This is a genomic window from Streptomyces sp. NPDC107454, assembly GCF_055582885.1.
On sequence record NZ_JBVJPA010000002.1, the window covers coordinates 548,850 to 573,689 of the forward strand.

Below are 24,840 nucleotides of genomic sequence, written 5' to 3' on the forward strand. Positions count from 1 at the left end.
TGGTCTACTGCTCCCAGTCCAGCCGTCTGCCGCCACGGTCCCGAGCATCCTACGGCGGGCATCGCCGCAGGCCACTGTGGGAGGATCGGGGGCGTATGCGCCCTGCACACCAGGAACGCGCGTACGCACCACCCGATCACTTGTACACAGAAGTACAACGTCGCACCTACAAGGAGCGTGCCCATGTCGTCGAATCCGGTCGCCGAGACCGTCGCCTCGCTCATGCCCAGGGCGCAGGCGGAGCTCACCGAACTGGTGGCCTTCAAGTCGGTGGCGGACTTCGACCAGTACCCCAGGAGTGAGAGCGAGGGCGCCGCGAACTGGATCGCCGACGCGCTGCGCGCCGAGGGTTTTCAGGACGTGGCGCTGCTGGACACCCCGGACGGCACGCAGTCGGTGTACGGCTTCCTGCCCGGGCCCGAGGGCGCCAAGACCGTGCTGCTGTACGCGCACTACGACGTGCAGCCGCCGCTGGACGAGGCTGCCTGGACGACCCCGGCGTTCGAGCTGACGGAGCGCGACGGCCGCTGGTACGGGCGCGGCGCCGCCGACTGCAAGGGCGGGTTCATCATGCACCTGCTCGCGCTGCGCGCGCTGAAGGCGAACGGTGGCGTCCCGGTGAGCGTCAAGGTGATCGTCGAGGGTTCGGAGGAGCAGGGCACGGGCGGTCTTGAGCAGTACGCCGAACAGCACCCGGAGTTGCTGACCGCCGACACCATCGTCATCGGCGATGTCGGCAACTTCCGGCTGGGTCTGCCGACGGTCACCTCGACCCTGCGCGGGATGACGCTCGTTCGCGTGCAGATCGACACGCTGGAAGGCAATCTGCACTCGGGTCAGTTCGGCGGGGCGGCGCCCGACGCGCTGGGCGCGCTGATCCGCGTACTGGACTCGCTGCGCGCCGAGGACGGCTCGACGACGATCGACGGACTGTCCGGGGACGCGCGCTGGGATGGGTTGCAGTACGAGGAAGAGGCGTTCCGCAAGGACGCCAAGGTGCTGGACGGAGTCGAGTTGATCGGCTCGGGTACGGTCGCCGACCGCATCTGGGCGCGTCCCGCCGTCACCGTGCTCGGCATCGACTGCCCGCCGGTCGTCGGCGCCACCCCGTCCGTACAGGCGGGCGCGCGGGCGCTGGTGAGCCTGCGGGTGCCGCCGGGCGTGGACGCGGTCGAGGCGACCAAGCTCCTGCAGGCGCATCTGGAGGCGCGCACGCCGTGGGGCGCGCGGGTGAGCACCGAGCAGATCGGCCAGGGCCAGCCGTTCCGCGCCGACACCTCCAGCCCGGCGTACACGGCGATGGCCGAGGCGATGGCGGTCGCCTACCCGGGCGAGGAGATGCAGTCCGCGGGACAGGGCGGTTCCATCCCGCTGTGCAACACCCTCGCCTCGCTCTACCCGCACGCGGAGATCCTCCTCATCGGCCTGAGTGAGCCGAAGGCGCAGATCCACGCCGTGAACGAGAGCGTCTCCCCCGACGAGCTGGAGCGTCTCTCGGTCACGGAGGCGCTGTTCCTCCAGAAGTACGCGGCGAGCTGACCACCCGGCCGAGAGGGTCCTCGCCACCCGGCGAGGACCCTCTGGCTCGGCCGTCTGAACAGCCTCCACTCCGTGCGCCGTTGACCGTCGACACCCGATCACCCGGTGTCCGTACACCGTCGGCGCCGGATCACCAGGTGTCCGTACACCGTCGACGTCAGTCGTGGGGTGGCCCGGCATCGACGTCAGCCGAGCGGTATGCCGGCCTCCAGGTAGAGTGCGGCGCCGCGCTCCCGCGCCCGCAGGGCCCACCGCAGTCGCTCGTAGCGCACCGGTGGCAGCAGGTCCGCCGCCTCCCGCTCGGTCACGAAGCGCCAGGCGCGCAGTTCGGGGCCGGGGAGCAGCAGCCGGCGGGCCTCGTCGGAGCCGAGGCGGCCGCCGTCGAAGAGAAGGCGCAGACCGCCGTAGCCCGGGGGTGCGGGCGGCTCCCAGTCCACCACCAGCAGACCGGGTACGTCCTCGAGCCGTATGCCGGTCTCCTCGGCGACCTCGCGCATGCCGCCGCGCGCGGGAGCCTCCCCCGGTTCGACGACGCCGCCGGGAAACTCCCAGCCCGCCTTGTAGGTGGGGTCGACGAGCAGCACCCGGTCCTCCTCGTCGAAGAGGAGGACTCCGGCGGCGACGGTCTCGGAGGTCGGTTCGGGGGTCTGCACGATGTCGCACGCCGACGCGTCACCGGTGCGTACGGCTTCGGCGACGCGCAGCGCGGTGTCGTACGGGGTGAGGGCGCTGGTGTCGACGAGGTGGGCGTCGGCGGTGAGCCAGGAGGCGAGCGCAGCGCGGTAGGGCTCGATGTGGTCGTAGGACCACTGGCGCACCCGTATCTCGCCGTCGGGGAGGTCCTCGGGTATCTCCCGGTCGGCTATGCGCGCCCGCAGGATCGTTTCCGCCGGGGCGAGGAGCACATGGCGTACTTCGATCCGGCGCGAGGCGAGGCCGCCGAAGATCTCGTCACGGTACTCCTGGCGCAGCAGGGTCATGGGAACCACGAGCACGCCGCCGAGCTCCGCGAGCAGGGCGGCCGCAGTGTCGACCACCAGGCGCCGCCAGATCGGCAGGTCCTGGAAGTCGCCGACTTCGGCGAGGCGTTTGGCGGGCAGCAGGTGCGCGAGCTCGCCGCCGATCACCTCGGGGTCGAAGAGCGTGCTGTTCGGGATCAGGTCGATCAGTTCCCGTGCGGTGGTGGTCTTCCCCGCACCGAACGCTCCGTTGATCCAGACGATCACGGACAGTTCCCCCTCTTCTATTGGCCCCCTGAGGCTTGCCCGCTTCACCCTGCCACGGAAACCAGCCGCAGATGAGGGAGCCGACGGCGCGGCGCCGGTGTTCCGTCCCGGGGAGCACCGGCGCCGTGTGTCCGTCCCGGCGCCTCAGCCGTCCTGGCCGAGCGCGGTGTCGTCCACGGCCAGGCTGTCGCTGCTGAGCGTGTGGTCGAGGCTGCTGAGCGTGTCCTTGACTGGCAGGTCGCCCAGGGAGTCCCTGTCGACGGCGTGGGACGGGGTGATCGCCGCGACGACGAATCCAGTGGCGAGGGAGGCGATGGCGAGCATGCTGCGCTTCTTCATGCCCGGTTCAACTCCGCACGCGACGAGGAGTCACGGGTGGGGCACGCAACTCCCGCTCCTCCAGCAGCGAGCCCCGCACCGGGCGCTGTTCCGGGCGGGGCATCAGCAACAACCCGACTGGATCGTTGGGATGTTGACGACAATGCTACGGGCGGCCACTGACAACGCGGGCCGGCGGACGAAAGCGATCAGGACGGGCCTGTCAGACGCCAGGTTGGAAGAACGCGAGCATTTTCCGACTGGCGTCCGGCGACATCAGGATGTCCTGGACGCGCGCGGACTGCCGACCGGCGGCGCTGGTGCGTTCGAACATCTCGCGTTCGTAGTCTTTGACGGCGGCGGGAAAGTCGTCCGGGTGCGCGGCCAGCGCGAGGCCGAGCAGGGCGCCGTCGAGCAGCGCCATGTTGGCGCCTTGCCCCACCGGCGGCATGAGGTGCGCGGCATCGCCGAGCAGTGTGACGTCCGGCCTAGACGGCCAGGTCAGACCGACCGGGAGAGTGGTGATCGACCGCGGCACGACCGTGTCGTCGCAGGCTGCGATCAGTGCGGTGAACCGTGAGTCCCAGCCGGTCAGCAGGTCGATCAGCCGCACCCGGGCGGCGGCCGGGTCGCCGAACGGGACCCCACTGGTGGCGAACCAGTCCTCGGTGGTGTTGTAGAAGCCGAGGTAGACGCGTACGCGGCCGTCGCCGTTGCGCTGCGCCGACAGGGACTGCCCGTTGCCGAGCACCCAGTAGTTGCCGCGCCCCACCATCGCCGCGAGGTCCGGGTGGGTGCGGTCGATGTCCGGAATACCGAGCTCGACGACGTGGTGGCCCGTGTGCGCCGGGCGGGCGTCGGTGAGCAGCGCGCGGACCCGGGAGTCCACACCATCGGCGCCGACCAGCAGGTCGTACGTCGCACTGCTGCCGTCGGCGAAGTGCAGCAGGCCGTGGTCGGCGGCCTCGAGCGCGTGCCCCCAGCGCACCGCGTGTTCGGGGAGAGAGTCCAGCAGCAGGTTGCGCAGATCGGCACGGTCGACCTCGGGCCGCTCGAGCGGGGCGTCGTCGGGCGTGTCCTCCTGGAGCAGCAGGGTGCCGTCCGGCTCGAGAAGTCGCAGGTCCTGGCCTTCACGACGGGCGATCGCGTGGAACTGGTCGATCAGACCGGCCTCGCGCATCGCCCGCTGCCCGGTCCCGGAGTGCAGATCGAGCATGCCGCCCTGACCGCGCGCGCCGCGCGACGATTCCCGTTCGTACACGACGGCGTCGATGCCGTTCATGTGCAGCACACGGGCAAGAGCCAGCCCGCCCAGTCCTGCTCCGACGATGGTGACGGTCATGGGTGGCTCCGATTCGCCGTATGGCCTGCTCGCGGGACATCAACCCGTGGTGCGCGCGGGCCACCACCGGCGGGGCGCCGCACGCGACACCGGACTCGCCGATCGCCTCGGCCCGGAACCTGGTCGGCCAACCGGCCTCGACGGGCTCGGCGAGGCGCGACCAGCAGCGCGCGCCGGCCGGCGGCGACGGCCTGACAGACGCCGCGCTGCACCTCGGTGGGCGCGGCGCACGCGCCTGTGAACGACGCCCTGGTCGTCGACGAGAACGGCGTCGGCGCATCGTCGCTCACCGCGCCCCCGTCCTCGCCTGTCCCACGGACCGGTTCCGGCCCGTTGTCCAGCCGGTTCACCGGCGGAGCCGGGGCGCGAGGACCGTGCGCACGACCTTGGCCGCCTTGCTCCCGGCGGATCCGTCCTCTTCCTCGGGTTCCGGTTCCAGCACACGCTGGATCTGCAGCAGCACCTGGTGGGTCGACCGCCAGAGCGGGACGAACATGCCGGCCACCGGCCCGACGCCTTGGATCGGGCCGTCGGACAGCTCGGTGACCTTCTTGGCGAGCGTGACCGTTGCCGGGTCCCGCAGGATCAGGTGCACCTCGTCGTCGACCAGCCGGATTTCCATCTTGCGCGCAGCGGCCTCCTCCGGGTTCGCGTCCGTGGTCGTCTCCGGATCCAGTTCGTCGATCTTGGCGGCGACCGCGTCAGGGTCGACCCCGAGTTCGCGCAGCACCCTGGCCGCCATGCTGTTCTCCGCCCGCAGCATCGCCTCAAGCAGGTGATGGCTGCCGACCGGCGCACCACCCGCCAGCGCGCTGGCGGCGGACACGGTGTCCTGGGTGGCAGGTGTGCCGGCCGGCCATGGTCCGGTCGCGGCGTCCTGCGATCCCTCCAGTGATGCCAACACCGCGGCACGGATCTTGCTGACCGGATCGATCCGCTCGGCAAGCACCTTCGCGCCGAGGCCCTCACCTTCCCCGGTGACCAGGGCAAGCAGGATGTGTTCCGTACCGATGGAGGTGTGGTGCAGCTGCTGCGCCTCTCGCAGGGCGAGGTCCAGCGTCTTCTTCGCGCCCGGCGCGAACGGGATATGGCCGCTCAGCTGCTCCGTGCCGGGCTTGGCGACCGCGGCGATGTCGACCTGCGCCGTCTCCTTGTCGTAGCCGAGCTGGCGCAGAACTTTCGCCGCCGTGCTGTCCGGCGCGTCGAGCAACCCCAACAGGATGTGCTCCGTGCCGATGTGGTTGTGCTTGAGCAGCCTCGCCTCCTCCTGAGCCGTGACGACCACCTTGCGGGCTTCCACCGTGAACCGTTCAAATGGCATGGTTCTATGCTCTCAACCCCTGTCAATACACTGTTATTGACAGGGTCACTCTGCTGAAGGGAGGGTGTGATGGAGACACCGTCGGACTGGGAGGACCGGCTCGCGCGCTGGCAGAACGAGCTGGAGCTGTTCGAGCAGCTGGACGAGACACCCTGGGTCACGCTGGCCAAGGCGGAAGCCGAGACCGGCGTTTCCCGCTCGGCCCTGCGGTCCTGGTACCGCAATGGCGAGATACAGTCCCGGCTGGTGGACGGCCCGAACGGGCCGCAGCGCCTGGTCCAGCTGGACGCGGTGATCGAGCGCGCAGCAGCGTCACCGCGGATTCAGCGCCGGGCGGAACGGGAAGTCAGCCTGGAAGCCCAGGTCACCCTGCTACGGCACCGGGTCGACCAGCTTGAGCTGCGGCTGGCCGCGCTGGAGCGGAAGTGAGCGCGCGCGAGCAGCACCGCGCCATCGGCCCGGAACGGTGACACTGTCGCCGGAGCCGCCCGCGCATCCACGACCAGGGTGTAAGGCCACCCAGAACCCGCAGGTCACAGAAGATCAACATGACGTGTGTGGCGAGAAACTACATCAGCGAACTGGATCAGCCTACGAGCGCCCACGCCGTCCGGCACGCGCTGCGCGAGGCGCGCTGAGCCCGCGCTCCGGATGCGCATCCGGGCGGGCCGAGCGAGCCTGAAACCATGCCCGGAGAGCTGCACGTGATCGTGTACCCACCATCGCCGACCGACGGCAGCCGACAGGTGCGCGTCAACGGAGAGCTGCTCACCGCACACTCGCTGCGCGACCTGGCCGCCTTCCTCCGCTACGCCGGACTGGAAGGGATCGACGAAGTCGATGTAGCCAACTCAAAGGTGATCGAGTGGCACGGCGGCGGGCCTGAAGCGTGGTCTCCGCCGACGTGACGAGCGGCCGAGCCCGAGGCCGACACCTTCAACAAGCCTTGAATCTGCAGGTCAGGACCTACCCCTTGGTGGAGCCCAGGGTCAGGCCCGCGACGAAGTGCCGTTGCAGGAGCAGGAAGACCAGGATCGTGGGGAGGGCGACCAGGACGGAGCCCGCGGCCAGCAGGTTGTAGTCGGTGAAGAACTGGCCGCGGAGGTTGTTGAGGGATGACGTGATCGGAAGCTTGTCGGGGTTGGAGATGAAGATCAGGGCCCAGAGGAAGTCGTTGTAGATCCAGGTGAACTCGAGGGTCCCGAGGGCCGCGAGGGCGGGGCGGCACAGCGGAAGGGTGATGCGCCAGAACTGCGTCCACACGCCCGCGCCGTCGACGATGGCGGCCTCGAGGATCTCCTGCGGCAGCGTCCGCATGAAATTGGCCAGCACGAAGACGCAGAAGCCCATCTGGAACCCGATGTTGACGATGATGACGGCCCAGTAGGAGTCGTACATCGTCAGCGAGTCGGACATCCACCAGGGCAGCGGGATCTTGTTGAACAGGACGTACAGCGGGGTGACGATGACCTGCTGGGGCAGCAGGTTGCCCGCGGTGAAGAACATCAGCAGGACGAGGCCCCCGCGCAGCTTCAGCCGGGACACGGCGAAGGCGACGAACGAGGCGAGGAAGAGGGTCACGAGGACGGCGGGCACGGCGATGAGCAGGGTGTTGGTGAAGTACTTGCCCATGCCGGATTCGCTGTAGGCGCGGCGGTAGTACTCGAAGGACAGGTGCTTCGGGAAGGAGAAGTAGCCGTTCTGCGCCGTCTCCTCGTACGGGCGCAGCGAGGCGTAGACGGCGAGCAGGAGCGGCGCGAGGAAGGCGAGCGAGACGCCCATCAGGAAGATGTGGACGCCGAAGCGGCCGGCGCGCGGCCGGCGGCGGGGAGCGGGCGTCGGCTCCGGAGCGGGTGCCGGGCGCACGGGGGCGCCGGTGCGGATGTCGGCGGTCATCGTTCGCGCGCACCTCGCAGCTCTTGGACCAGGAACGTCACGATGAACCCCAGGGAGACGGTGAGCAGGACGACCGCGATGGCGGAGCCGAATCCGATGCGGCTGGCTTCCCCGATGATGTTGTCGGTGATCAGGACGGAAAGCAGTTCCAGGCCGTTGCGGCCCTTGTTGACCGCGTAGACGATGTCGAACGCGCGCAGCGCCTCGATGACGGTGATGACGCCGACGATCACGTTGACCGGGCGCAGCGTCGGGAAGACGACGCGGAAGAAGGTCTGGCGGGCGTTGGCGCCGTCGATCGCGGCGGCTTCCTTCAGCTGCGGGTCGACGGACTTGAGTCCGGCGAGGTAGAGGATCATGACGTAACCCGTGTGCCGCCAGCTCGCCGCGATCATCATCATCCAGATGTTGAGGTGCGCGTCGCCGAGCCAGTCGATCGGGTTCTCGTGGTTGTTGAGGATCGTGTTGACCACGCCCTGGTCGGTGCCGAGGATCAGCTGGGCGATGAAGCCGACGATGGCGAGCGAGAGCACGACCGGCAGATAGATCACGGACTGGTAGAAGCGGCTGAAGCGCACTCCGCGGTCGATGAGCACCGCGAGGAACAGTCCGAACGGGGTGGCGATCAGGCCGAGGAAGAGCAGCCACAGAACGTTGTGGCGGACGGCGGGCCAGAACGCCGGGTAGTTCTCGAACACGTTCTTGTAGTTGTCGCCGCCCACCCAGTGGATGTCGCCGACGCCGTCCCAGGAGGTGAAGGAGAGCCCGATGGAGGCGAGGGTCGGGCCCCAGACGATGACGATGTCGAGCAGGACGGGTATGCCGAGGAGCACGCCGAGGACGACGGTGTCGCGGCGGGTGAACCGCCGCAGCCGCCGTCGTCCGGCGCGCCGTGGGATGTTGAGCGCCACGGAACGTCTTCCCCCAGTGATCAGCCGACGGGCGACGAGAAGATGGTCTTCTTCTGTCGTTCGATGCTGTTGCAGAGACCGTCGACGTCCTTCGGGTTGCCGATGAAGTCCTGGATCGCCTTGATCATCACGGTCGAGGCGAAGTCCGGACGGGTGTCACGGTCCATGAACTGCGAGATCTGCTTGGCGCCCGAGACGAGCTGGGCCGACTTCTTCTGCAGGGCGCTGTACTTCGTGGTGTCGGCCCCGTCGTTGACTGCCACGTTGTTGGGGTCGAGGGCGAGGTAGGTGTTCTCGGCGGTGGGGGTGCCCAGCCATTTCAGGAGGGCCTTGGCCCCGTCGAGGTTCTTCGACTTCTTGGCGACCAGGAAGCCGTCGATCGGTGCTTCCACGGCGTCCTGCGCGTACTGCGGATCGATCTCGGGGAAGGCGAAGAAGTCGATGTCGTCGCGTTCGTTCTCGGGGAACTGGGTGCCCGGATGCGGCATTCCGAAGACCGCCATCCCCGTCTTGCGCTGCTGCAGGCTCTGCCCGGCCTCCTCCCAGGTCCGGCCGAGGGCGCCCTTCTGGTAGTAGGGCATGACCTCGCGCCAGGTGTCGAAGACGTTCTTCACCTTGCTGTCGGTCCATGCCTCCGTGCCGGCCATCAGGGACTTGTGGAAGTCGTAGCCGTTCAGGCGCATGTTGATGTAGTCGAAGGTGCCCATCGCGGGCCAGCCGTCCTTGTCACAGAAGGCGACCGGCGTCCCGTCCTTGGACATCCGCTTGGCCAGCGCGATGAAGTCGTCCCAGGTCTTGGGCTGTTGGTAGCCCTTGGACTGGAAGAGGCTCTTGCGGTGGAAAACGGCCCACGGATAGTAGTAGTACGGCACGAAGTACTGCTTGCCGGAGTGGGTGGACTGCTCCTTCAGGGCGTCGGAGAAGCCGGTGAAGCCGCTCCACACGTCGCTGATCTCGTGCAGGAGCCCCTTCTCCGCGAAGTACTGCATGCGATACCCCGCGAACCACATGAAGACGTCGTCGGGCGTGCCCTGGAGATAGCGGTTGATGTTCTCCTGGAAGTCGTTGTGGTCCTTGGTGTTGGCCTTGACCTTCTTGCCGGACTCCTTCTCGTACGCCGAGAAGGCCGCCGCGTACGCCTTCTTGGGGACCGGGTCCGAGGCGTTGGACCCCACGGTGACTTCGTTCTTGTTTCCGCCGGGCCCGTCGCCGCAGGCGGACAGCAGGGCGGGGAGCGTGAGCGCGCCGGCTCCGACAGCCGCGCCACGCAAGAGATTTCGCCGGGACATCCGATGACCTGAGGTGCCTTCGGGCACGACAATCCCCTTCAACGATGACTGTGCCATGTCCCCCTCCTCGGGGTGCCACCCAACACAACCGAACGCGAGGCTTGGATCTCACTCCCATGTCGGAGTGTCGTCAAGGGTTCAGACGAGATATCGAACAACCGTTACCACTTCTCTTCCAACAGAGTTGGACAGGTCCTACCGTAAGCGCGCACCCTTGTCGCGGACATGCAGTCATCCTATCTTTCGCGAGTTCGGAGGAACGTAACGATGCGTCACCTTCCCACCCGCACAACCCGCCGAAGAGTGGTCGGAGCACTCGCGACGGCCCTGTTGTGTACGACCGGCCTGACCGCCCCGGAGGCCCTGGCCGCCTCCGCCCCCACCGAGGCCCCCACGTCCCCCGCCCTGGCCGACGGCCTCGCGCTCACCCCTCCGATGGGTTTCAACAACTGGAACTCCACACACTGCCGGGCCGAGTTCAACGAGACCATGGTCAAGGGGATCGCGGACCTCTTCGTGGAGAAGGGGCTCAAGGACGCCGGGTACCAGTACGTCAATCTGGACGACTGCTGGGCCCTGCCGTCCCGGGACGCCGACGGCAAGCTGGTACCCGACCCGGTGCGCTTCCCGAACGGGATCAAGGCGGTCGCCGACTACGTGCACGCCAAGGGGCTCAAGCTCGGCATCTACACCAGCGCGGGCACGAAGACGTGCAGCAGCGTCGGGTTCCCGGGCGCCCTCGGCCACGAGTACAGCGACGCCCAGCAGTTCGCGGACTGGGGCGTCGACTACCTCAAGTACGACAACTGCAACAACCAGGGCGTGGACGCCAAGCTGCGCTACACGACCATGCGGGACGCACTGAAGGCGACCGGGCGGCCCATCGTCTACAGCCTCTGCGAATGGGGCCAGAACAAGCCCTGGGAGTGGGCTTCGGACGTCGGACATCTGTGGCGCACGACCGGTGACATCAGCGACAACTGGGGCTCGATGCTGTCGATCCTCAAGCAGAACCTGCCCCTCGCCCCGCACGCGGGTCCCGGTCACTGGAACGACCCGGACATGCTGGAGGTCGGCAACGGCGGCATGACCGACACCGAGTACCGCTCACACTTCTCGATGTGGTCGGTCATGGCGGCTCCGCTGCTCATCGGCTCGGATCTGCGCAAGGCGTCGCCCGCCACCTTCGACATCCTCGACAACAAGGAAGTCATCGCGGTCGACCAGGACCCACTGGGCCAGCAGGGCACCGTGCTCTCCTCCGAGGGCGGACGCTGGGTCGTCGCCAAGGAGATGAAGGACGGCAGCCGGACGGTCGCGCTGTTCAACGAGACCGGCAGCGCCCAGCACATCGCCACGACCACGGCGGCCGTGGGACTGCCGGCCGCCCACGGCTACACCGTGCGCGACCTGTGGCAGCACCGGAGCTACAACACCGCCGGCGCCATCTCCGCGACCGTCCCCGCGCACGGCACGGTCCTCGTCCGCGTCTCGGCCGACCGCCACTGGGCCAAGAACCCGCCCGCCGTCGAACTCGGCGTGGACGGCAGCCCGTTGATGGAGGCGGCCAAGCCGGTCTCCCTGACGTCGGCGGTGACCGACCTCGGCCGTACGGCCGCGCGGCACGTCTCGGTGGCGCTGAGCGGTCCGGCGGGCTGGAAGGTCGCGGCCGCCTCACCCACCACGGCGGGCACGGTACGCACGGGACACTCCCTGCGTACGAAGTGGCGGGTCACCGCGCCCGAGGGCACGGCCACGGGATCGTACGACCTGACGCTCAAGGCCACGTACCGCTCACCGAGCGGCATACGCGCCGAGAGCGTGCTCCCGCTCACGGTGTCGGTCGTCGTGGCTCCCCCTTCGGGCGTGTCCTACCTCGGCGACCTGCCATGGCTGTCGACGACCAATGGATTCGGCCCGGTTGAGCGCAACACCAGCAACGGGGAGAGCGCCGCGGGCGACGGTCATCCGATCACTCTCGGCGGAGTCGTCTACGCCAAGGGACTCGGTGCGCACGCCCCGAGCGCCATCGAGTACTACACCGGCAAGCGGTGCCGGACCGTCACCGCGGAGGTCGGCGTCGACGACGAGAAGGGCGCCAAGGGCACCGTCGCGTTCGAGATCTGGGCGGATGACGCGTTGGTCGCCTCGACCGGGGTCCTCACCAACGCCATGCCGGCCCAGCCGGTCTCGGCCGACGTGACCGGCGCCCAGGTGGTTCGCCTCGTCGTCACCGACGGCGGCGACGGCGTCGACTCGGACCACGCGGACTGGGCGGACGCCCGACTGACCTGCTGACCGATGCGCCGAGCCGGGGGTCTCCTCCGGCTCGGCAGCGGACGGAAACCCGGCCGATGGGCCCGCTGTCGGTCGCCGGGCCACCTCACGCCGGCACCCCGCCGACCACCGAAGTACTCGGCACGACCGGGGCCGGGCCGACCGCGCCGGATGCCTTGCCCCAAGCAGGCTCCCCGCAGGGGGCATCGGTCCCGGCCCGCACGCCCGGTCACGACTCGAGCCGCAACCGCGCTCCCCTGGCCTCCGTCGGATCACCCGCACCTCCGGGCGGCACACCCGGCCCGCACACACAAACCGCAGCGCACACCCGCCCAACCGCCCCAGCCCAGGCCATCGACCCCCGACCCAGCAGGCCAGACCCAGACCCCGGCCGATCAGCCGCGGCCCGGCGCGGCGTCAGCCCGCGACCCGCTCCGCGGACGTGCTCGGCTGCCTGCTGAGCGCGGCCGCCGCCGCGCCGACAAGACCGGCGTCCGTGCCCATCAGTGCGGGCGCCACGGTCAGCCGCTGCACGAACGACAGGGTGGCGTAGTCGGCCAGCGCCTTGCGGAGTGGCTCGAAGAGCACGTCCCCGGCCTTGCCCACTCCCCCGCCGATGACGGCGATGTCGATCTCGACGAGGGTCGCGGTCGCCGCGATGCCCGCCGCCAGCGCCTTCGCCGCGCGTGCGAACGAGGCCACCGCCACCGGGTCGCCCTCGCGCGCGGCGGCGGCCACCGCGGCGGCCGAGGTGTCGCCGTCGGGCCCCGGCCGCCAGCCGCCCTCCAGCGCCCGCCGCGCGATGTTCGGACCGCTCGCGATGCGCTCCACGCAGCCGCGCGAACCGCACGGGCAGGGGTCACCGTCGAGGTCCACGCTGATGTGCCCGATGTGGCCCGCGTTGCCCGTGGGACCGGGGTGGAGCTGACCGTTCAGGACCAGCCCGCCCCCGACACCCGTCGAGACCACCATGCACAGGGCGTTGTCATGGCCGCGCGCCGCACCCTGCCAGTGCTCGGCGGCCGTGATGGCCACCCCGTCGCCGATCAGCTCGACCGGCAGGTCCCCGGTCGCCGCACGGACCCGCTCGACGAGCGGGTAGTCGCGCCAGCCCGCCACGTTCACCGGACTCACCGTGCCCGCGGAGGCGTCCACCGGCCCCGCGCTGCCGATGCCGACGCTCCCCGCCCGGCTCCACAGCGGTGACGCGGTCAGCTCGCCGAGCACCTCCTCGACGGCCCCCATCACGGTGTCGCCGTCCTCCTGCGCGGGCGTCGCGCGCTGCGCGCGCAGAAGAATGCGGCCGCGGCCGTCCACCAGCGCTCCGGCGATCTTGGTGCCGCCGATGTCGAGCGCGGCCACGAGGTCGGTGTGCATCAGTGTCAGTTCTCCCGGTGAACCTGGTGAAAGGGGCAGACCGGTCTCGCGATGGGGGGCGCAGGCCGGAGAATGCGGTGGACAGTGTCTCCCGCATCTGACAACGTTGTCCAGGCTCTATGCTCGACGCCACATCCTCATACAACCCCATGGACCGACGCACCCCCGTGGACAACAGGACCCGTGGCCGACAGGGACCGCCGCGTGGACGACGGGAACCGTGGACGACAGGACAGGACAGCGCATCGTGGCAGAGACCGCCCGCCGATCCGAGAACCGCTACGGCAACCGTCCGACCATGAAGGACGTGGCGGCACGAGCCGGGGTGGGCCTCAAGACGGTCTCGCGGGTCGTCAACGGTGAGCCCGGAGTCACTCCGGACACCGAGCGCCGCGTCCAGGAGGCCATTGACGCGCTGGGTTTCCGCCGCAACGACAGCGCCCGGGTGCTGCGCAAGGGCCGCACCGCGAGCATCGGCCTCGTCCTGGAGGACCTCGCCGACCCCTTCTACGGCCCCCTCAGCCGCGCGGTCGAGGAGGTGGCCCGCGCCCACGGCGCGCTGCTCATCAACGGCTCGAGCGCCGAGGACCCCGACCGCGAACAGGAACTGGTTCTCGCCCTGTGCGCACGCCGCGTGGACGGGCTGGTGATCATCCCGGCCGGTGACGACCACCGCTATCTGGAGCCCGAGATCAAGGCGGGCGTCGCCACGGTGTTCGTGGACCGCCCGGCGGGACAGATCGACGCCGACGTGGTGCTGTCCGACAGCTTCGGCGGGGCCCGCGACGGCGTCGCCCATCTGATCGCCCACGGCCACCGCCGGATCGGCTTCATCGGCGACATGCCGCGTATCCACACCGCCGCCGAGCGGCTGCGCGGCTACCGGGCGGCCATGGAGGAGGCGGGCATACTCGTCGAGGACGCCTGGATGTCCCTGGGCGTCACCGACCCGCAGCGGGTGCGGAAGGCGGCCGAGGACATGCTGTCCGGCCCCTCCCCCGTCACCGCGGTCTTCGCCGGCAACAACCGCGTCACCGTCACGGTCGTCCGTGTCATCGCCGAGCGCGGCCGGCCCGTCGCTCTCGTCGGCTTCGACGACATCGAGCTCGCCGACCTTCTCGAGCCCGGCGTGACCGTCGTCGCCCAGGACGCCGCCACCCTCGGCCGCACCGCCGCCGAACGCCTCTTCCGCCAGCTGGAGGGCACCCTCATCACCCCGGAACGCATCGAACTCCCGACCCGTCTGATCACCCGCGGCTCGGGCGAACTGCCGCCCGCTGACTGAGCCGTGGCCGAGCCGGACCCGCGCACTCTCGAAGCGCTCGGCCTCGCCGAGGCGCCCCGCGAGCACCCGCTGAGCTACCCGGGCGCCCGGCCCGAGGAGTCCGTACTCCTCGACGGGGACCGGCTGTTGCCGCTCACGCGCAGGGTGTACGAGGACCGCGTCCCGGTCCTCGCGGTCGGCTCGAACGCCTGCCCGGCCCAACTCCGGCACAAGATGGCGCAGTCCGGGGTGTCGGGCGCGATCCCGATGGTCAAGACGCGGGTCTTCGGCCTCGGGGTCGGCGTCTCGGCCCATGTGAGTCTGATGGGGTACGTGTCCGCGTCGCCCTTCCACGCGCCGGGCGCCGTCGGCGAGTTGTTCCTCACGTGGCTGGACGAGGCGCAGCTCGCGGTGGTGGACGCGAGCGAGGGCGTTCCGGTGGCTGACGGGGCGTACGGCCGGGCGTGGCTGTCCGCCTCCGACGTGCGGATCGAGCTGGACTCCGGTGAGCTCCTGCCAGGTGCCCATGTGTACGTCAACCGCCGCGGAGTGCTCCACAGCGGCTCCGGATCACCTCGCTCGCACCCCGGCGAGCGCCCGCTGCTCGCCTCACTGCTCGCCGGGTCGGAGCGGCTGCGGGAGCTGTTCGGACAGACGCCGGAGGAGTTCTGTGCGCGGGCTCGCGGCGACGCCGCGCTCTGTGCGCGGGGCACGCAGTTGTTCGCCGCAGAGGGGCTCACCATGGCTTCGGGGCTTGAGAGATACGCGTAGAGGGTCCGTCGTCACCGTGCGGGCCGCATGTGGCTGGTCGCGCCCACGCGGCGGAGCCGCACGGTGTCACGGCCTCGCGCCCTTGAGAGCAGGGAGTTTCACTTCCCCGAGATGGTCAGATCGCCCCGCCTCGGCACGGCAAAACCCTCCAGGTCGGCCCTCGTCAGACCCGTCACCCGCGCCACCTCCGCGATGTCGAGGGCACCGCAGTCCAGGCCGCGCAGGAGGTAGCCGCTGAGGGCCTTGGCGGTGGCGGGCTCGTCCATGACGTCGCCGTCGGTGTGGTTGGCGTACCGGGAGAGGCGGGCGGCCGCCTGTTCGAAGCCCTCGCGGTAGAAGGCGAAGACGGCGGCGTAACGGGTCGGGATGTGGCCGGGGTGCATGTCCCAGCCCTGGTAGTAGGCGCGGGCCAGGGCGCGGCGGGTGAGGCCGTAGTGGAGGCGCCAGGCGTCGTGGACCTTCTCGGTGGGGCCGATCGGCAGCACGTTGGTGGAGCCGTCCGAGACGCGTACGCCGGTGCCGGCGGCCGCGACCTGCATGATCGCCTTGGCGTGGTCGGCGGCCGGATGGTCGCTGGCCTGATAGGCGGCGCTGACGCCGAGGCAGGCGCTGTAGTCGAAGGTGCCGTAGTGCAGTCCGGTGGCGCGGCCCTCGGCGGCCTGGATCATCCGGGCGACGGTCGCGGTGCCGTCGGTCGCGAGGATGGACTGGCTGGTCTCGATCTGGATCTCGAAGCCGATGCGGCCGGGCTCCAGACCGCGCGCCTTCTCGAACTCCTCCAGGAGCCGGACCATCGCGGTGACCTGCTCGGCGTACGTCACCTTCGGCAGCGTCAGCACGAGCCCCGCGGGCAGGCCTCCCGACTCCATCAGGCCCGTCAGGAAGATGTCGAGCGTGCGGATGCCCCGGTCTCGCACCGGCGCCTCCATGCACTTCATGCGGATGCCCATGTACGGGGCAGCCGTGCCGTTCTCGTACGCCTCGGCGATCAGACGGGCCGCGCGGGCCGCCGCCTCGTCCTCCTCGGCGTCCGGGCGCGGGCCGTAGCCGTCCTCGAAGTCGACCCGCAGGTCCTCGATGGGCTCGCGCTCCAGCTTGGCGCGTACGCGGTCGTACACGGGTTCGGCGAGGTCGTCGGTGAGGCCGAGGACGGCGGCGAAGGACGCCGCGTCGGGGGCGTGCTCGTCGAGGGCGGCGAGGGCCCGGTCGCCCCAGGAGCGGATGGTGTCGGCGGCGAACACATCGCCGGGGACGTACACGGTGTGGACGGGCTGCCGGGTGCCGGGGTCTCCGGGGTAGCGCCGCGCCAGTTCGGCGTCGACCGGGGCGAGGGAGGCGCTGATCTCCTCGCTGACGGCGCCCGCGAGGCTCGTCGCCACGTTCTCCTGCTGGCCCTGACCCATCCCACACCCTCCAGTTTTCCGCTCCACGGAATCAATAATCCGTAAGGCGAAGTTATCCATGGCCCTTCCCGATGGTCAACACCTGTCCACGGCATGGTCCGTCATGTGCGCTCCTGCCCCACGCCTTCTTTCGCGTCGCGGGCACACCCCTCATGCTGGCCCCGAGGGGAGGGGATCACACATGTCGAACACCCGCAGAGTGACGCGACGCATGGGTCTGCGGACGGTGGTGGCCGCCGCGGTCGTCGTACCCCTGCTCACCACGGCGTCCGCCTCCGCCAGCCGGCGCGGCGGCCACCGTCTGGAGGTCATGACGTTCAACCTGCGCTTCGCGAGCACCGCCGAGCCCAACAGCTGGGCCGTGCGCCGCCCGGTGATGCGCGAGTTGTTGCGCCGGGAGGCGCCCCACGTCATCGGCACCCAGGAGGGCATCTACCAGCAACTGCGTGACATCGAATCCGACCTCGGACCGCACTACGACTGGATCGGCACGGGCCGCGTGGGCGGCAGCCACGACGAGGCGGTGGCGATCTTCTTCGACACCCGTCGGCTGGCACCGGTCGAGCACGACAGCTTCTGGCTCTCCGACACCCCCGAACTGATCGGCTCGAACACCTGGGGCGCCGCCTTCCCCCGCATCGTCACCTGGGTCCGCTTCCGCGACCTGCGGGACGCACGGGAGTTCTATGTGCTCAACACCCATCTGGACCACGCGAGTCAGTACGCACGCATGCGTGCCGCGCGTCTGATTTCCGAACGCATCGCGCGCTTCGACCGCGCTCTGCCGGTCGTCGTGACCGGCGACTTCAATGCCGTCGCCCACCAGAACCCGGTGTACGAAGCGATGCTGGGTGCCGGGCTCGTCGACACCTGGGACGCGGCGGCCGAGCGCGGCACGCTCTACGGGACCTTCCACGGCTACCAGCCGTTGGCACCGGACGGCGACCGTATCGACTGGATCCTGGTGGGACCCGGGGTGACCGTGCACCGGGCGGCCGTCAGCACCTTCTCGGTGGACGGCCAGTTCCCGAGCGACCATCTGCCCGTGCAGGCCTGGCTGAGCCTGGCATGAGCGAGGCCCCCGTGACCGCGTCGGCGGTCACAGGGGCCTCGTACGGCCGGAGCCGGACTCGATCAGCCCTTGCGGGTCTTGATCTCCTCGGTGAGCTGCGGGACGACCTCGAAGAGGTCGCCGACCACGCCGTAGTCGACCAGGTCGAAGATGGGCGCCTCGGCGTCCTTGTTGATCGCCACGATCGTCTTCGACGTCTGCATACCGGCGCGGTGCTGGATCGCGCCCGAGATGCCGGAGGCGATGTACAGCTGCGGCGAGACGGACTTGCCGGTCTGGCCGACCTGGTTGGTGTGCGGGTACCAGCCGGCGTCCACCGCGGCACGCGAGGCACCCACGGCCGCGCCGAGGGAGTCGGCGAGCGCCTCGATGATCGAGAAGTTCTCGGCGCCGTTGACGCCACGGCCGCCGGAGACCACGATCGCGGCCTCGGTCAGCTCGGGGCGGCCGGTCGACTCGCGCGGGGTGCGCGCGGTGACCTTGGTGCCGGTGGCCTTCTCGGAGAAGGAGACCGCGAGGGCCTCGACGGCGCCCGCGGCCGGGGCGGCCTCCACGGCGGCCGAGTTCGGCTTGACCGTGATGACCGGGGTGCCCTTGGCGACACGGGACTTGGTGGTGAAGGAGGCGGCGAACGCGGACTGCGTGGCCACCGGACCCTCGTCACCGGCCTCCAGGTCGGTCGCGTCCGTGATGATGCCGGAGCCGATGCGGACCGCGAGGCGCGCCGCGATCTCCTTGCCCTCGGCGGAGGACGGCACGAGCACGGCGGCCGGGGAGACAGCCTCGTACGCGGCCTGGAGCGCGTCCACCTTCGGGACGACCAGGTAGTCGGCGTACTCGGCGGCGTCGTGCGTGAGGACCTTGACCGCACCGTGCTCGGCGAGCGCGGGGGCGGTGGCCTCGGCGCCGGAGCCGAGGGCGACGGCGACGGGCTCACCGATGCGGCGGGCCAGCGTCAGCAGCTCCAGGGTGGGCTTGCGGACGGCGCCGTCCACGTGGTCGACGTAGACGAGAACTTCAGCCATGGGACTTCTTCTCTCCTGCTTACGAAAGATGAGGGGCGGTCAGCGAGTGGAGGTTCAGCGAGCCTCGAACGGGCCTTTAGATGAACTTCTGGCCCGCGAGGAACTCGGCGAGCTGCTTGCCGCCCTCGCCCTCGTCCTTGACGATCGTGCCGGCCGTGCGCGCCGGGCGCTCGGTCGCGGAGTCGACCTTGGTCCAGGCGCCCTCGAGACCGACCTCGTCCGCCTCGATCTCCAGGTCCTCCAGATCCCAGGACTCCACCGGCTTCTTCTTGGCGGCCATGATGCCCTTGAAGGAGGGGTAGCGCGCCTCACCCGACTGGTCGGTCACCGACACGACCGCCGGGAGGGAGGCCTCCAGCTGCTCGGACGCGCTGTCACCGTCACGGCGGCCCTTGACGACGCCGTCCTCGACGGAGACCTCAGAGAGCAGGGTGACCTGCGGGACACCCAGGCGCTCCGCCAGCAGGGCGGGGACGATACCGGCGGTGCCGTCGGTCGACGCCATGCCGGAGATGACCAGGTCGTAGCCGGCCTTCTCGATCGCCTTCGCGAGCACCAGCGACGTACCGATCGCGTCGGTGCCGTGCAGGTCGTCGTCCTCGACGTGGATGGCCTTGTCCGCGCCCATGGAAAGCGCCTTGCGCAGCGCGTCCTTGGCGTCCTCGGGGCCGACGGTCAGCACGGTGATCTCGGCGTCGTCCGCTTCGTCGGCGATCTGCAGCGCCTGCTCCACCGCGTATTCGTCGAGCTCCGAAAGCAGACCGTCCACGTCGTCACGGTCCACGGTCAGGTCATCGGCGAAGTGCCGGTCGCCAGTGGCGTCGGGCACGTACTTCACAGTGACAACGATCCTCAAGCTCACGCCGGCTCTCCTACTGCATCGTCATTTCTGGGCTGCCTTCTTTCAGGCAGCATAGGCGCCTGAAGCGGCCGATCCCGGTCGGGGCGGCCCGCGCTCCGAACGAAATATTACTCGCCAGTACACCCAGTTCCTGCCCACTAAGCAAGCGCTTTGAACTGTGACCTTGGCAACGCTGCGTAACCGGCGAGTAGGACTCACCGGTAGGACCGGCGAGTAGCTTCAGTCGCGCAGGCCGTTGAAACGCCCCTGGTGGTACAGCAGCGGGCGGCCCACGCCCGACGGATCACCGAGGACGACCTCCGCCAGCACGATGCGATGATCCCCGGCCGGCACCCGCGCCGCGACCCGGCAGACCAGCCAGGCCAGTACGCCGTCGAGGACGGGAACACCTTCCGGGCCCTTGCGCCAACGGGTGGGCGCGCCGAAGCGGTCGGCGCCGCTGCGGGCGAAGGTGGCGGCGAGTTCCTGCTGGTGCTCGCCGAGTATGTGGATGCCGACGTGGTCGGACTCGGAGATCGCGGGCCAGCTGGAGGCGCCGACACCGATGCCGAAGGAGACGATCGGCGGCTCGGCGGAGACCGAGCTGAGCGAGGTGGCGGTGAAGCCCACGGGACCCGAGCCGCCCTGCGCCGTGATCACGGCGACACCGGCCGCGTGCTGCCGGAAGACGGAGCGCAGGAGGTCGGGTGAGGCGAGTTGCGCATCGGGAGAGGCGAGCCGAAAAGTGTCCAGGTCGGGCGTGGCCGTCATGGAGTCGTCCTTCTGCGAGTGGTGAAGAGCAGATCCGTCGGTGCTCAACAGGCCGGACAGCGCGCACTCGCGGTGCGGGCCAGGTCCACGTGGACGCGCTCGAAGAGAAGGAGTTCCAGGGGCATACGGTCAGGTTGACGATAGGTGGTGCGTGCAGTCAAGTACGTCCGGTCATCTGCGAGATGCCTCACCATGATCGCCACGGGTCAGACGGCCTCTCCCAGCGCCGCGATCACATCCGCCTTGCGCGGCTGTCCGGTGGCGCGCCGCACGATCCGTCCGTCGGCGTCGAGGACGAGCACGGTCGGGGTCTTGAGGATCTCGAGTTCCCGGACGAGTTCGAGTCGGTCCTCGGCGTCGATCTCCACGTGGTGCACGCCCGGGACCATTCCGGCCACCTCGGTGAGCACCCGCCGGGTCGCCCGGCACGGAGCGCAGAACGCACTGGAGAACTGGACGAGCGTGGCCCGTTCACCGAGCCCCTCCCCCAACTCCGCCGCGCCGAGCCGCTTTCCACCGTCACGCCCGCGCACTCTCACCCTCCCGTTCCGCCGCCGATGCAGCACTCCGAACACGCTTGCCGCCGCGAGCACCACCACGCACACCACAAGTCCGGTCATCTCCAGCACAAGCATTCACGAGACCGCAAAGATTCCCGGGTCCCTGGACCGCCCTTCATACGGAATGCTTGATTCATGGACATTGACGCAAGAGGGCCGCGGTTCGGTGCGGCCGTGACGACTGTCGTACTGGCGGCCGTTCTGATCAGCGGCAGCACCTGGCTGTTGGCCTGGCAGGTACTGGCGTTCGCACTGGGTGCCTCGGGTGGCGTGGCGCGCTCTCCCTACGGCTGGCTGTTCCGGCAGGCCGTTCGCCCCCGACTCGGGCCGCCCGCACAGTTCGAGTCGCCGCAGCCGCCGCAGTTCGCGCAGGCCGTCGGGCTCGTGTTCGCCGTGGTGGGGCTGATCGGTTTCACGGCGGGGCCCGACTGGCTGGGGTTCGCCGCGACCGGCTGCGCGCTGGCGGCCGCGTTCCTCAACGCGGCATTCGGGTACTGCCTCGGCTGTGAGACGTACCTGCTCCTACGTCGAGTGACGGTACGCACCCAGTGACGGTGAGTTAGAACTCCGAGGTCGATCAGGGGACACGTGACGAGGATCTCGCCGCATCGCGGCACTGGGACTGGCCACTCGTGCGTTCTTGGGGCACGATCTGCGCAATGCCGTAAACCTACGGCTGCGTAACTTTCCCGCCGGGAGACCCCTTCCCGAGCAGAGAGAAAGGGTCCACCCCGTCCATGGCAGAGCTTGTCTACCGTCCCGTCGTCGGTCTCGCCCAAGTGTTGTTCAAGGCCTGGGACCTCAAGATCGACTGCAAGGGATCGGAGAACATTCCGCGCTCGGGCGGCGCCGTGCTGGTCAGCAACCACATCAGCTATCTGGACTTCATCTTCGACGGTCTGGCCGCCCTGCCGCAGAAGCGCCTGGTGCGTTTCATGGCGAAAGAGTCGGTCTTCCGGCACAAGATCTCCGGTCCGCTGATGCGGGGCATGAAGCACATCCCGGTGGACCGCAAGCAGGGCGAGACGGCGTATCAGCACGCGCTGGATTCACTGCGGTCCGGCGAGATCGTCGGCGTCTTCCCCGAAGCGACCATCTCCCAGTCCTTCACCCTGAAGAGTTTCAAGTCGGGTGCCGCGCGCATGGCCCAGGAAGCCGGCGTACCGCTGATCCCGATGGCCCTGTGGGGCACCCAGCGACTGTGGACCAAGGGCCACCCGCGCAACTTCAAGCGCAGCCACACCCCGATCACCATCCGGGTCGGCGAGCCGGTAGAGGCGCCGCAGGACCAGTACGCGGGCGCCATCACCCGGCGGCTGCGCGAGCGCGCACAGGAGCTCCTGGAGGCCGCGCAGCGCTCCTATCCGGTCCGCCCCAAGGGCCCGGACGACACCTGGTGGATGCCCGCACACCTCGGCGGCACGGCGCCGACCCCCGAAGAGGTGAAGGCGGCCGAGGCCCGCTGAATCGTCACGCCGGGGTGTGGACGGTGGTCCGCGCCCCGGGGTTGAAGTCCTCCAGGAGTGCGGCGAGTTCGGCCCCGTCGCACCGCACCGTCCCGCCCGCGTCCGGGTGATGGGCGGCCGGTCTCAGCTTGTCTTTTATCCTCTGCCCCTGTCGTACGGCGGTGACGGTTGGTTCCAGACGTCATCACACCTGCTGATGATCTGACGGAGCTCGCGGGCAGTTCGAGGCGACATGGCCTGCGTCACGGCGTCGAGGAGAGCACGCGCTTCAAGGGGATTGCCGCAGCAGAACCAGTGCACGTTGCCCCACTCGTAGTCGTGCCACAGCTCGCGCTCGGGACGACGGACGTAGTCCTTCCACAAGCGCACGGCTGCGCTGACGTCGCCTGGCTGCAGATAATTCCGAGTGCACTCGAGACGGTAGATCTCTGACAGTGCACGCGAAGACAGGCCGTCGATGACGGGGTTTGCGTCTGGTGTCCGGTGGCGGCGGGAGATGCCGGCCCGGATGTGTCCTGGCCGTCTACGCGGCATGGACCTTTCGGTTCGTCGTCATGCCGAACATGGTGCCATGACTCCGAACGACACCTCGAACGGGTTCGCTCGTCCGGGGATTCGCCAGGCAAGCGGACGGCCCTCGCATGAACCTGCGTTCCGCCACGGAATCAGTTTCATACGAAGGCCGCAGAGGTGAGTGTGCTGGACCACCATGCCCGGCGGGACGCGTTCGACTTCACGTCACACTTCCGGGAGGACCTGCACGCGTGCCTGACCCGACGCGGTGACACCCCGTTCGAGATCACCGACGCGATGCTGTGCGAGAACGGGCCGGTGACCTCGCCGGTGAACCTGACGTTGCTGGCCGAGCACCGCCGTGGTCACGGTGCGTTGTATGACGCGCTGAACTGCGGCCGCATCGACGCGAACGCGCTTCGCCACGCCCTGACGGTGCTGCCGCAGCCCAAGGCGGCCGACGACCGCATCGTCCTCGCGGTCGACGTCACCAACTGGCTGCGCCCGGACGCTCCGTGCAGCCCGGAGCGGCTGTTCTGCCACGTCTACGGACGCAGTGGACGCTCCAGTGACCAGTTCGTTCCCGGCTGGCCGTACTCGTTCGTCGCCGCACTGGAAACCGGCCGCACCTCCTGGTGCCAGTTGCGGGACGCGGTCCGCCTCGGCCCTGATGACGATGTCGCCGAGGTCACCGCTGCCCAGGTCCGCCGGGTGGTGACTGACCTGATCGAGGGCGGCCAGTGGGAGTCGGGGGATCCGGACGTCCTGATCGTCTTCGACGCCGGCTACGACGCCCCGCGCATGGCCTGCCTCCTGGCCGGGCTGCCCGTCGAGGTCCTCGGACGGATGCGCTCGGACCGGGTCATGCGACGGTCGGCACCCTCGCCCAAGGAGTACGCCCTTTGCTATCCCCAGGGCGGCCGACCTCCGAAGCACGGCAAAGAGTTCCGCTTCGCCAAGCCCGAGACCTGGGGCACCCTCAACGCGGAGACCGTGCAGGTCACCGACCGGTACGGCACCGCCCATGCGATGGCCTGGGACCGCATCCACCCCCGGCTCACCACCCGCTCAGCCTGGATCGACCACACCGGCGAACTCCCGCTGATCGAGGGCACATTGATCCGTCTGGAGGTCGCCCACCTGCCCGGCGGCCAGGACCCGCTGCCGCTATGGCTGTGGTCCTCAAAGACCGGCATGACCAGCAGCGACGTCGACCTGCACTGGCAGGCATTCCTCCGCCGCTTCGACTTGGAACACACCTTCCGCATGATCAAACAGACCCTCGGCTGGACCCGCCCGAAGCTTCGCACGCCCGAGGCCGCGGACCGCTGGACGTGGCTCGTGATCGCGACGTGATCGCGGCCCATACCCAGCTCAGGCTCACTCGCGAGGCCGCCGCCGATCTCCGGCGTCCCTGGGAAAAACCGGCCGAGCCTGACCGCCTGACCCCGGCGCGGGTCCGGCGGGGGTTTCGGAACCTCCGCCCGCACCTGCACTGCCCAGCCCGTGCACCGAAACCCTCAACACCCGGACCAGGCAGCCCACCTGGCTCGAAGAACCGTCACCCAGCTGCCCGCCACGACGCGGGCAAAACAACCAGACGACCCGAGACCATCGCCGAACACAACCGCCTCAAACCTCGCAAAGGTTAAATAACA

At 69.4% G+C, this 24,840-nt stretch carries 22 protein-coding genes and 1 pseudogene; 10 read left to right on the forward strand and 13 right to left on the reverse strand.

Annotated elements, in window-relative coordinates:
- Window positions 1–183: 183 nt before the first annotated feature.
- Window positions 184–1,539: a M20/M25/M40 family metallo-hydrolase gene (locus ACZ69M_RS06620; protein WP_470047214.1), complete on the forward strand. Its 1,356-nt coding sequence runs from the start codon at window positions 184–186 to the stop codon at window positions 1,537–1,539.
- A gap of 185 nt (window positions 1,540–1,724) precedes the next feature.
- Here the strand turns inward: ACZ69M_RS06620 and ACZ69M_RS06625 are convergent, their stop codons facing one another.
- The 4 genes from ACZ69M_RS06625 to ACZ69M_RS06640 form a co-directional block, all read right to left on the reverse strand.
- Window positions 1,725–2,765 carry an NUDIX hydrolase gene (locus ACZ69M_RS06625; RefSeq protein WP_470047216.1) on the reverse strand — a complete coding sequence of 347 codons (1,041 nt, stop codon included), beginning with the start codon at window positions 2,763–2,765 and terminating at the stop codon, window positions 1,725–1,727.
- Between the two features lie 144 nt (window positions 2,766–2,909).
- The gene (locus ACZ69M_RS06630) at window positions 2,910–3,104 is read right to left on the reverse strand and encodes a hypothetical protein (protein WP_470047218.1); all 195 of its coding nucleotides are present in this window, start codon (window positions 3,102–3,104) and stop codon (window positions 2,910–2,912) included.
- 202 nt (window positions 3,105–3,306) lie between these two features.
- On the reverse strand, window positions 3,307–4,425 hold the full coding sequence (locus tag ACZ69M_RS06635) for an FAD-dependent oxidoreductase (RefSeq protein ID WP_470047220.1): 1,119 nt from the start codon (window positions 4,423–4,425) through the stop codon (window positions 3,307–3,309).
- Window positions 4,426–4,771: 346 nt separating this feature from the next.
- The gene (locus ACZ69M_RS06640) at window positions 4,772–5,746 is read right to left on the reverse strand and encodes a Clp protease N-terminal domain-containing protein (protein WP_470047221.1); all 975 of its coding nucleotides are present in this window, start codon (window positions 5,744–5,746) and stop codon (window positions 4,772–4,774) included.
- Between the two features lie 69 nt (window positions 5,747–5,815).
- On the opposite strand from ACZ69M_RS06640, the gene ACZ69M_RS06645 reads away from it, so the two are divergent.
- Entirely contained in the window at window positions 5,816–6,175 is a 360-nt protein-coding gene (locus ACZ69M_RS06645) for a hypothetical protein (protein WP_252841671.1), read from the forward strand.
- 257 nt (window positions 6,176–6,432) lie between these two features.
- Complete coding sequence (locus ACZ69M_RS06650) at window positions 6,433–6,654, forward strand: hypothetical protein (protein WP_402039637.1); 222 nt, start codon at window positions 6,433–6,435, stop codon at window positions 6,652–6,654.
- Window positions 6,655–6,712: 58 nt separating this feature from the next.
- Here the strand turns inward: ACZ69M_RS06650 and ACZ69M_RS06655 are convergent, their stop codons facing one another.
- Genes ACZ69M_RS06655 through ACZ69M_RS06665 form a run of 3 tightly spaced genes read right to left on the reverse strand, consistent with a single transcriptional unit; the run spans window position 6,713 to window position 9,842 of the window.
- Entirely contained in the window at window positions 6,713–7,642 is a 930-nt protein-coding gene (locus ACZ69M_RS06655) for a carbohydrate ABC transporter permease (protein WP_470047224.1), read from the reverse strand.
- Entirely contained in the window at window positions 7,639–8,553 is a 915-nt protein-coding gene (locus ACZ69M_RS06660) for a carbohydrate ABC transporter permease (RefSeq protein ID WP_079065231.1), read from the reverse strand. The genes ACZ69M_RS06655 and ACZ69M_RS06660 overlap by 4 nt, the downstream gene beginning before the upstream one ends.
- A gap of 20 nt (window positions 8,554–8,573) precedes the next feature.
- Window positions 8,574–9,842: an ABC transporter substrate-binding protein gene (locus ACZ69M_RS06665; protein ID WP_470047551.1), complete on the reverse strand. Its 1,269-nt coding sequence runs from the start codon at window positions 9,840–9,842 to the stop codon at window positions 8,574–8,576.
- A 267-nt stretch (window positions 9,843–10,109) separates the two neighbouring features.
- Between ACZ69M_RS06665 and ACZ69M_RS06670 the strand changes: the two genes are divergently transcribed.
- A complete protein-coding gene (locus tag ACZ69M_RS06670; protein WP_470047226.1) occupies window positions 10,110–12,140 on the forward strand; it encodes an NPCBM/NEW2 domain-containing protein in 2,031 nt (676 codons plus the stop codon).
- 396 nt (window positions 12,141–12,536) lie between these two features.
- On the opposite strand, the gene ACZ69M_RS06675 is transcribed toward ACZ69M_RS06670, so the two are convergent.
- Entirely contained in the window at window positions 12,537–13,496 is a 960-nt protein-coding gene (locus ACZ69M_RS06675; protein WP_470047227.1) for an ROK family protein, read from the reverse strand.
- 220 nt (window positions 13,497–13,716) lie between these two features.
- Between ACZ69M_RS06675 and ACZ69M_RS06680 the strand changes: the two genes are divergently transcribed.
- Entirely contained in the window at window positions 13,717–14,781 is a 1,065-nt protein-coding gene (locus tag ACZ69M_RS06680; RefSeq protein WP_470047229.1) for a LacI family DNA-binding transcriptional regulator, read from the forward strand.
- Window positions 14,782–14,784: 3 nt separating this feature from the next.
- Entirely contained in the window at window positions 14,785–15,531 is a 747-nt protein-coding gene (locus ACZ69M_RS06685) for a hypothetical protein (RefSeq protein ID WP_470047230.1), read from the forward strand.
- Window positions 15,532–15,629: 98 nt separating this feature from the next.
- Here ACZ69M_RS06685 and ACZ69M_RS06690 read toward each other — a convergent pair whose 3' ends face one another.
- Window positions 15,630–16,934, reverse strand: a complete 1,305-nt coding sequence (locus tag ACZ69M_RS06690; protein ID WP_095856179.1) for a DUF6986 family protein — start codon at window positions 16,932–16,934, stop codon at window positions 15,630–15,632.
- Between the two features lie 181 nt (window positions 16,935–17,115).
- Here ACZ69M_RS06690 and ACZ69M_RS06695 point away from each other — a divergent pair, with 181 nt between their 5' ends.
- Window positions 17,116–18,006, forward strand: coding sequence for an endonuclease/exonuclease/phosphatase family protein (locus ACZ69M_RS06695; protein ID WP_470047232.1), 891 nt, complete (start codon window positions 17,116–17,118; stop codon window positions 18,004–18,006).
- 62 nt (window positions 18,007–18,068) lie between these two features.
- Here the strand turns inward: ACZ69M_RS06695 and ACZ69M_RS06700 are convergent, their stop codons facing one another.
- The 4 genes from ACZ69M_RS06700 to ACZ69M_RS06715 all read right to left on the reverse strand — a co-directional run bounded on the left by ACZ69M_RS06700 (window position 18,069) and on the right by ACZ69M_RS06715 (window position 21,263).
- Complete coding sequence (locus tag ACZ69M_RS06700; protein WP_054228808.1) at window positions 18,069–19,031, reverse strand: electron transfer flavoprotein subunit alpha/FixB family protein; 963 nt, start codon at window positions 19,029–19,031, stop codon at window positions 18,069–18,071.
- 76 nt (window positions 19,032–19,107) lie between these two features.
- The gene (locus ACZ69M_RS06705; protein WP_054228809.1) at window positions 19,108–19,893 is read right to left on the reverse strand and encodes an electron transfer flavoprotein subunit beta/FixA family protein; all 786 of its coding nucleotides are present in this window, start codon (window positions 19,891–19,893) and stop codon (window positions 19,108–19,110) included.
- 219 nt (window positions 19,894–20,112) lie between these two features.
- The gene (locus ACZ69M_RS06710) at window positions 20,113–20,643 is read right to left on the reverse strand and encodes a flavin reductase family protein (protein ID WP_470047234.1); all 531 of its coding nucleotides are present in this window, start codon (window positions 20,641–20,643) and stop codon (window positions 20,113–20,115) included.
- 206 nt (window positions 20,644–20,849) lie between these two features.
- Window positions 20,850–21,263, reverse strand: coding sequence for a TlpA family protein disulfide reductase (locus ACZ69M_RS06715; RefSeq protein WP_470047554.1), 414 nt, complete (start codon window positions 21,261–21,263; stop codon window positions 20,850–20,852).
- Window positions 21,264–21,338: 75 nt separating this feature from the next.
- Between ACZ69M_RS06715 and ACZ69M_RS06720 the strand changes: the two genes are divergently transcribed.
- The 3 genes and pseudogenes from ACZ69M_RS06720 (at window position 21,339) to ACZ69M_RS06730 (ending at window position 24,834) form a co-directional block, all read left to right on the forward strand.
- Window positions 21,339–21,755, forward strand: coding sequence for a DUF4395 domain-containing protein (locus ACZ69M_RS06720; protein ID WP_470047236.1), 417 nt, complete (start codon window positions 21,339–21,341; stop codon window positions 21,753–21,755).
- 185 nt (window positions 21,756–21,940) lie between these two features.
- A complete protein-coding gene (locus ACZ69M_RS06725) occupies window positions 21,941–22,669 on the forward strand; it encodes a lysophospholipid acyltransferase family protein (protein ID WP_352050895.1) in 729 nt (242 codons plus the stop codon).
- Window positions 22,670–23,365: 696 nt separating this feature from the next.
- Window positions 23,366–24,834: pseudogene (locus tag ACZ69M_RS06730) on the forward strand (NF041680 family putative transposase).
- Window positions 24,835–24,840 lie beyond the last annotated feature (6 nt).

Excerpts from the sequence above, each read along its gene's own strand:
- ACZ69M_RS06655 (WP_470047224.1), bottom strand. The coding sequence starts at position 7,642 with ATGACCGCCGACATCCGCACCGGCGCCCCCGTGCGCCCGGCACCCGCT.
- ACZ69M_RS06690 (WP_095856179.1), bottom strand. The coding sequence starts at position 16,934 with ATGGGTCAGGGCCAGCAGGAGAACGTGGCGACGAGCCTCGCGGGCGCC.
- ACZ69M_RS06700 (WP_054228808.1), bottom strand. The coding sequence starts at position 19,031 with ATGGCTGAAGTTCTCGTCTACGTCGACCACGTGGACGGCGCCGTCCGC.
- ACZ69M_RS06720 (WP_470047236.1), top strand. The coding sequence starts at position 21,339 with ATGGACATTGACGCAAGAGGGCCGCGGTTCGGTGCGGCCGTGACGACT.
- ACZ69M_RS06640 (WP_470047221.1), bottom strand. The coding sequence starts at position 5,746 with ATGCCATTTGAACGGTTCACGGTGGAAGCCCGCAAGGTGGTCGTCACG.
- ACZ69M_RS06670 (WP_470047226.1), top strand. The coding sequence starts at position 10,110 with ATGCGTCACCTTCCCACCCGCACAACCCGCCGAAGAGTGGTCGGAGCA.
- ACZ69M_RS06630 (WP_470047218.1), bottom strand. The coding sequence starts at position 3,104 with ATGAAGAAGCGCAGCATGCTCGCCATCGCCTCCCTCGCCACTGGATTC.
- ACZ69M_RS06645 (WP_252841671.1), top strand. The coding sequence starts at position 5,816 with ATGGAGACACCGTCGGACTGGGAGGACCGGCTCGCGCGCTGGCAGAAC.
- ACZ69M_RS06675 (WP_470047227.1), bottom strand. The coding sequence starts at position 13,496 with ATGCACACCGACCTCGTGGCCGCGCTCGACATCGGCGGCACCAAGATC.
- ACZ69M_RS06710 (WP_470047234.1), bottom strand. The coding sequence starts at position 20,643 with ATGACGGCCACGCCCGACCTGGACACTTTTCGGCTCGCCTCTCCCGAT.
- ACZ69M_RS06725 (WP_352050895.1), top strand. The coding sequence starts at position 21,941 with ATGGCAGAGCTTGTCTACCGTCCCGTCGTCGGTCTCGCCCAAGTGTTG.
- ACZ69M_RS06665 (WP_470047551.1), bottom strand. The coding sequence starts at position 9,842 with ATGTCCCGGCGAAATCTCTTGCGTGGCGCGGCTGTCGGAGCCGGCGCG.
- ACZ69M_RS06620 (WP_470047214.1), top strand. The coding sequence starts at position 184 with ATGTCGTCGAATCCGGTCGCCGAGACCGTCGCCTCGCTCATGCCCAGG.
- ACZ69M_RS06695 (WP_470047232.1), top strand. The coding sequence starts at position 17,116 with ATGTCGAACACCCGCAGAGTGACGCGACGCATGGGTCTGCGGACGGTG.
- ACZ69M_RS06635 (WP_470047220.1), bottom strand. The coding sequence starts at position 4,425 with ATGACCGTCACCATCGTCGGAGCAGGACTGGGCGGGCTGGCTCTTGCC.
- ACZ69M_RS06715 (WP_470047554.1), bottom strand. The coding sequence starts at position 21,263 with ATGACCGGACTTGTGGTGTGCGTGGTGGTGCTCGCGGCGGCAAGCGTG.
- ACZ69M_RS06650 (WP_402039637.1), top strand. The coding sequence starts at position 6,433 with ATGCCCGGAGAGCTGCACGTGATCGTGTACCCACCATCGCCGACCGAC.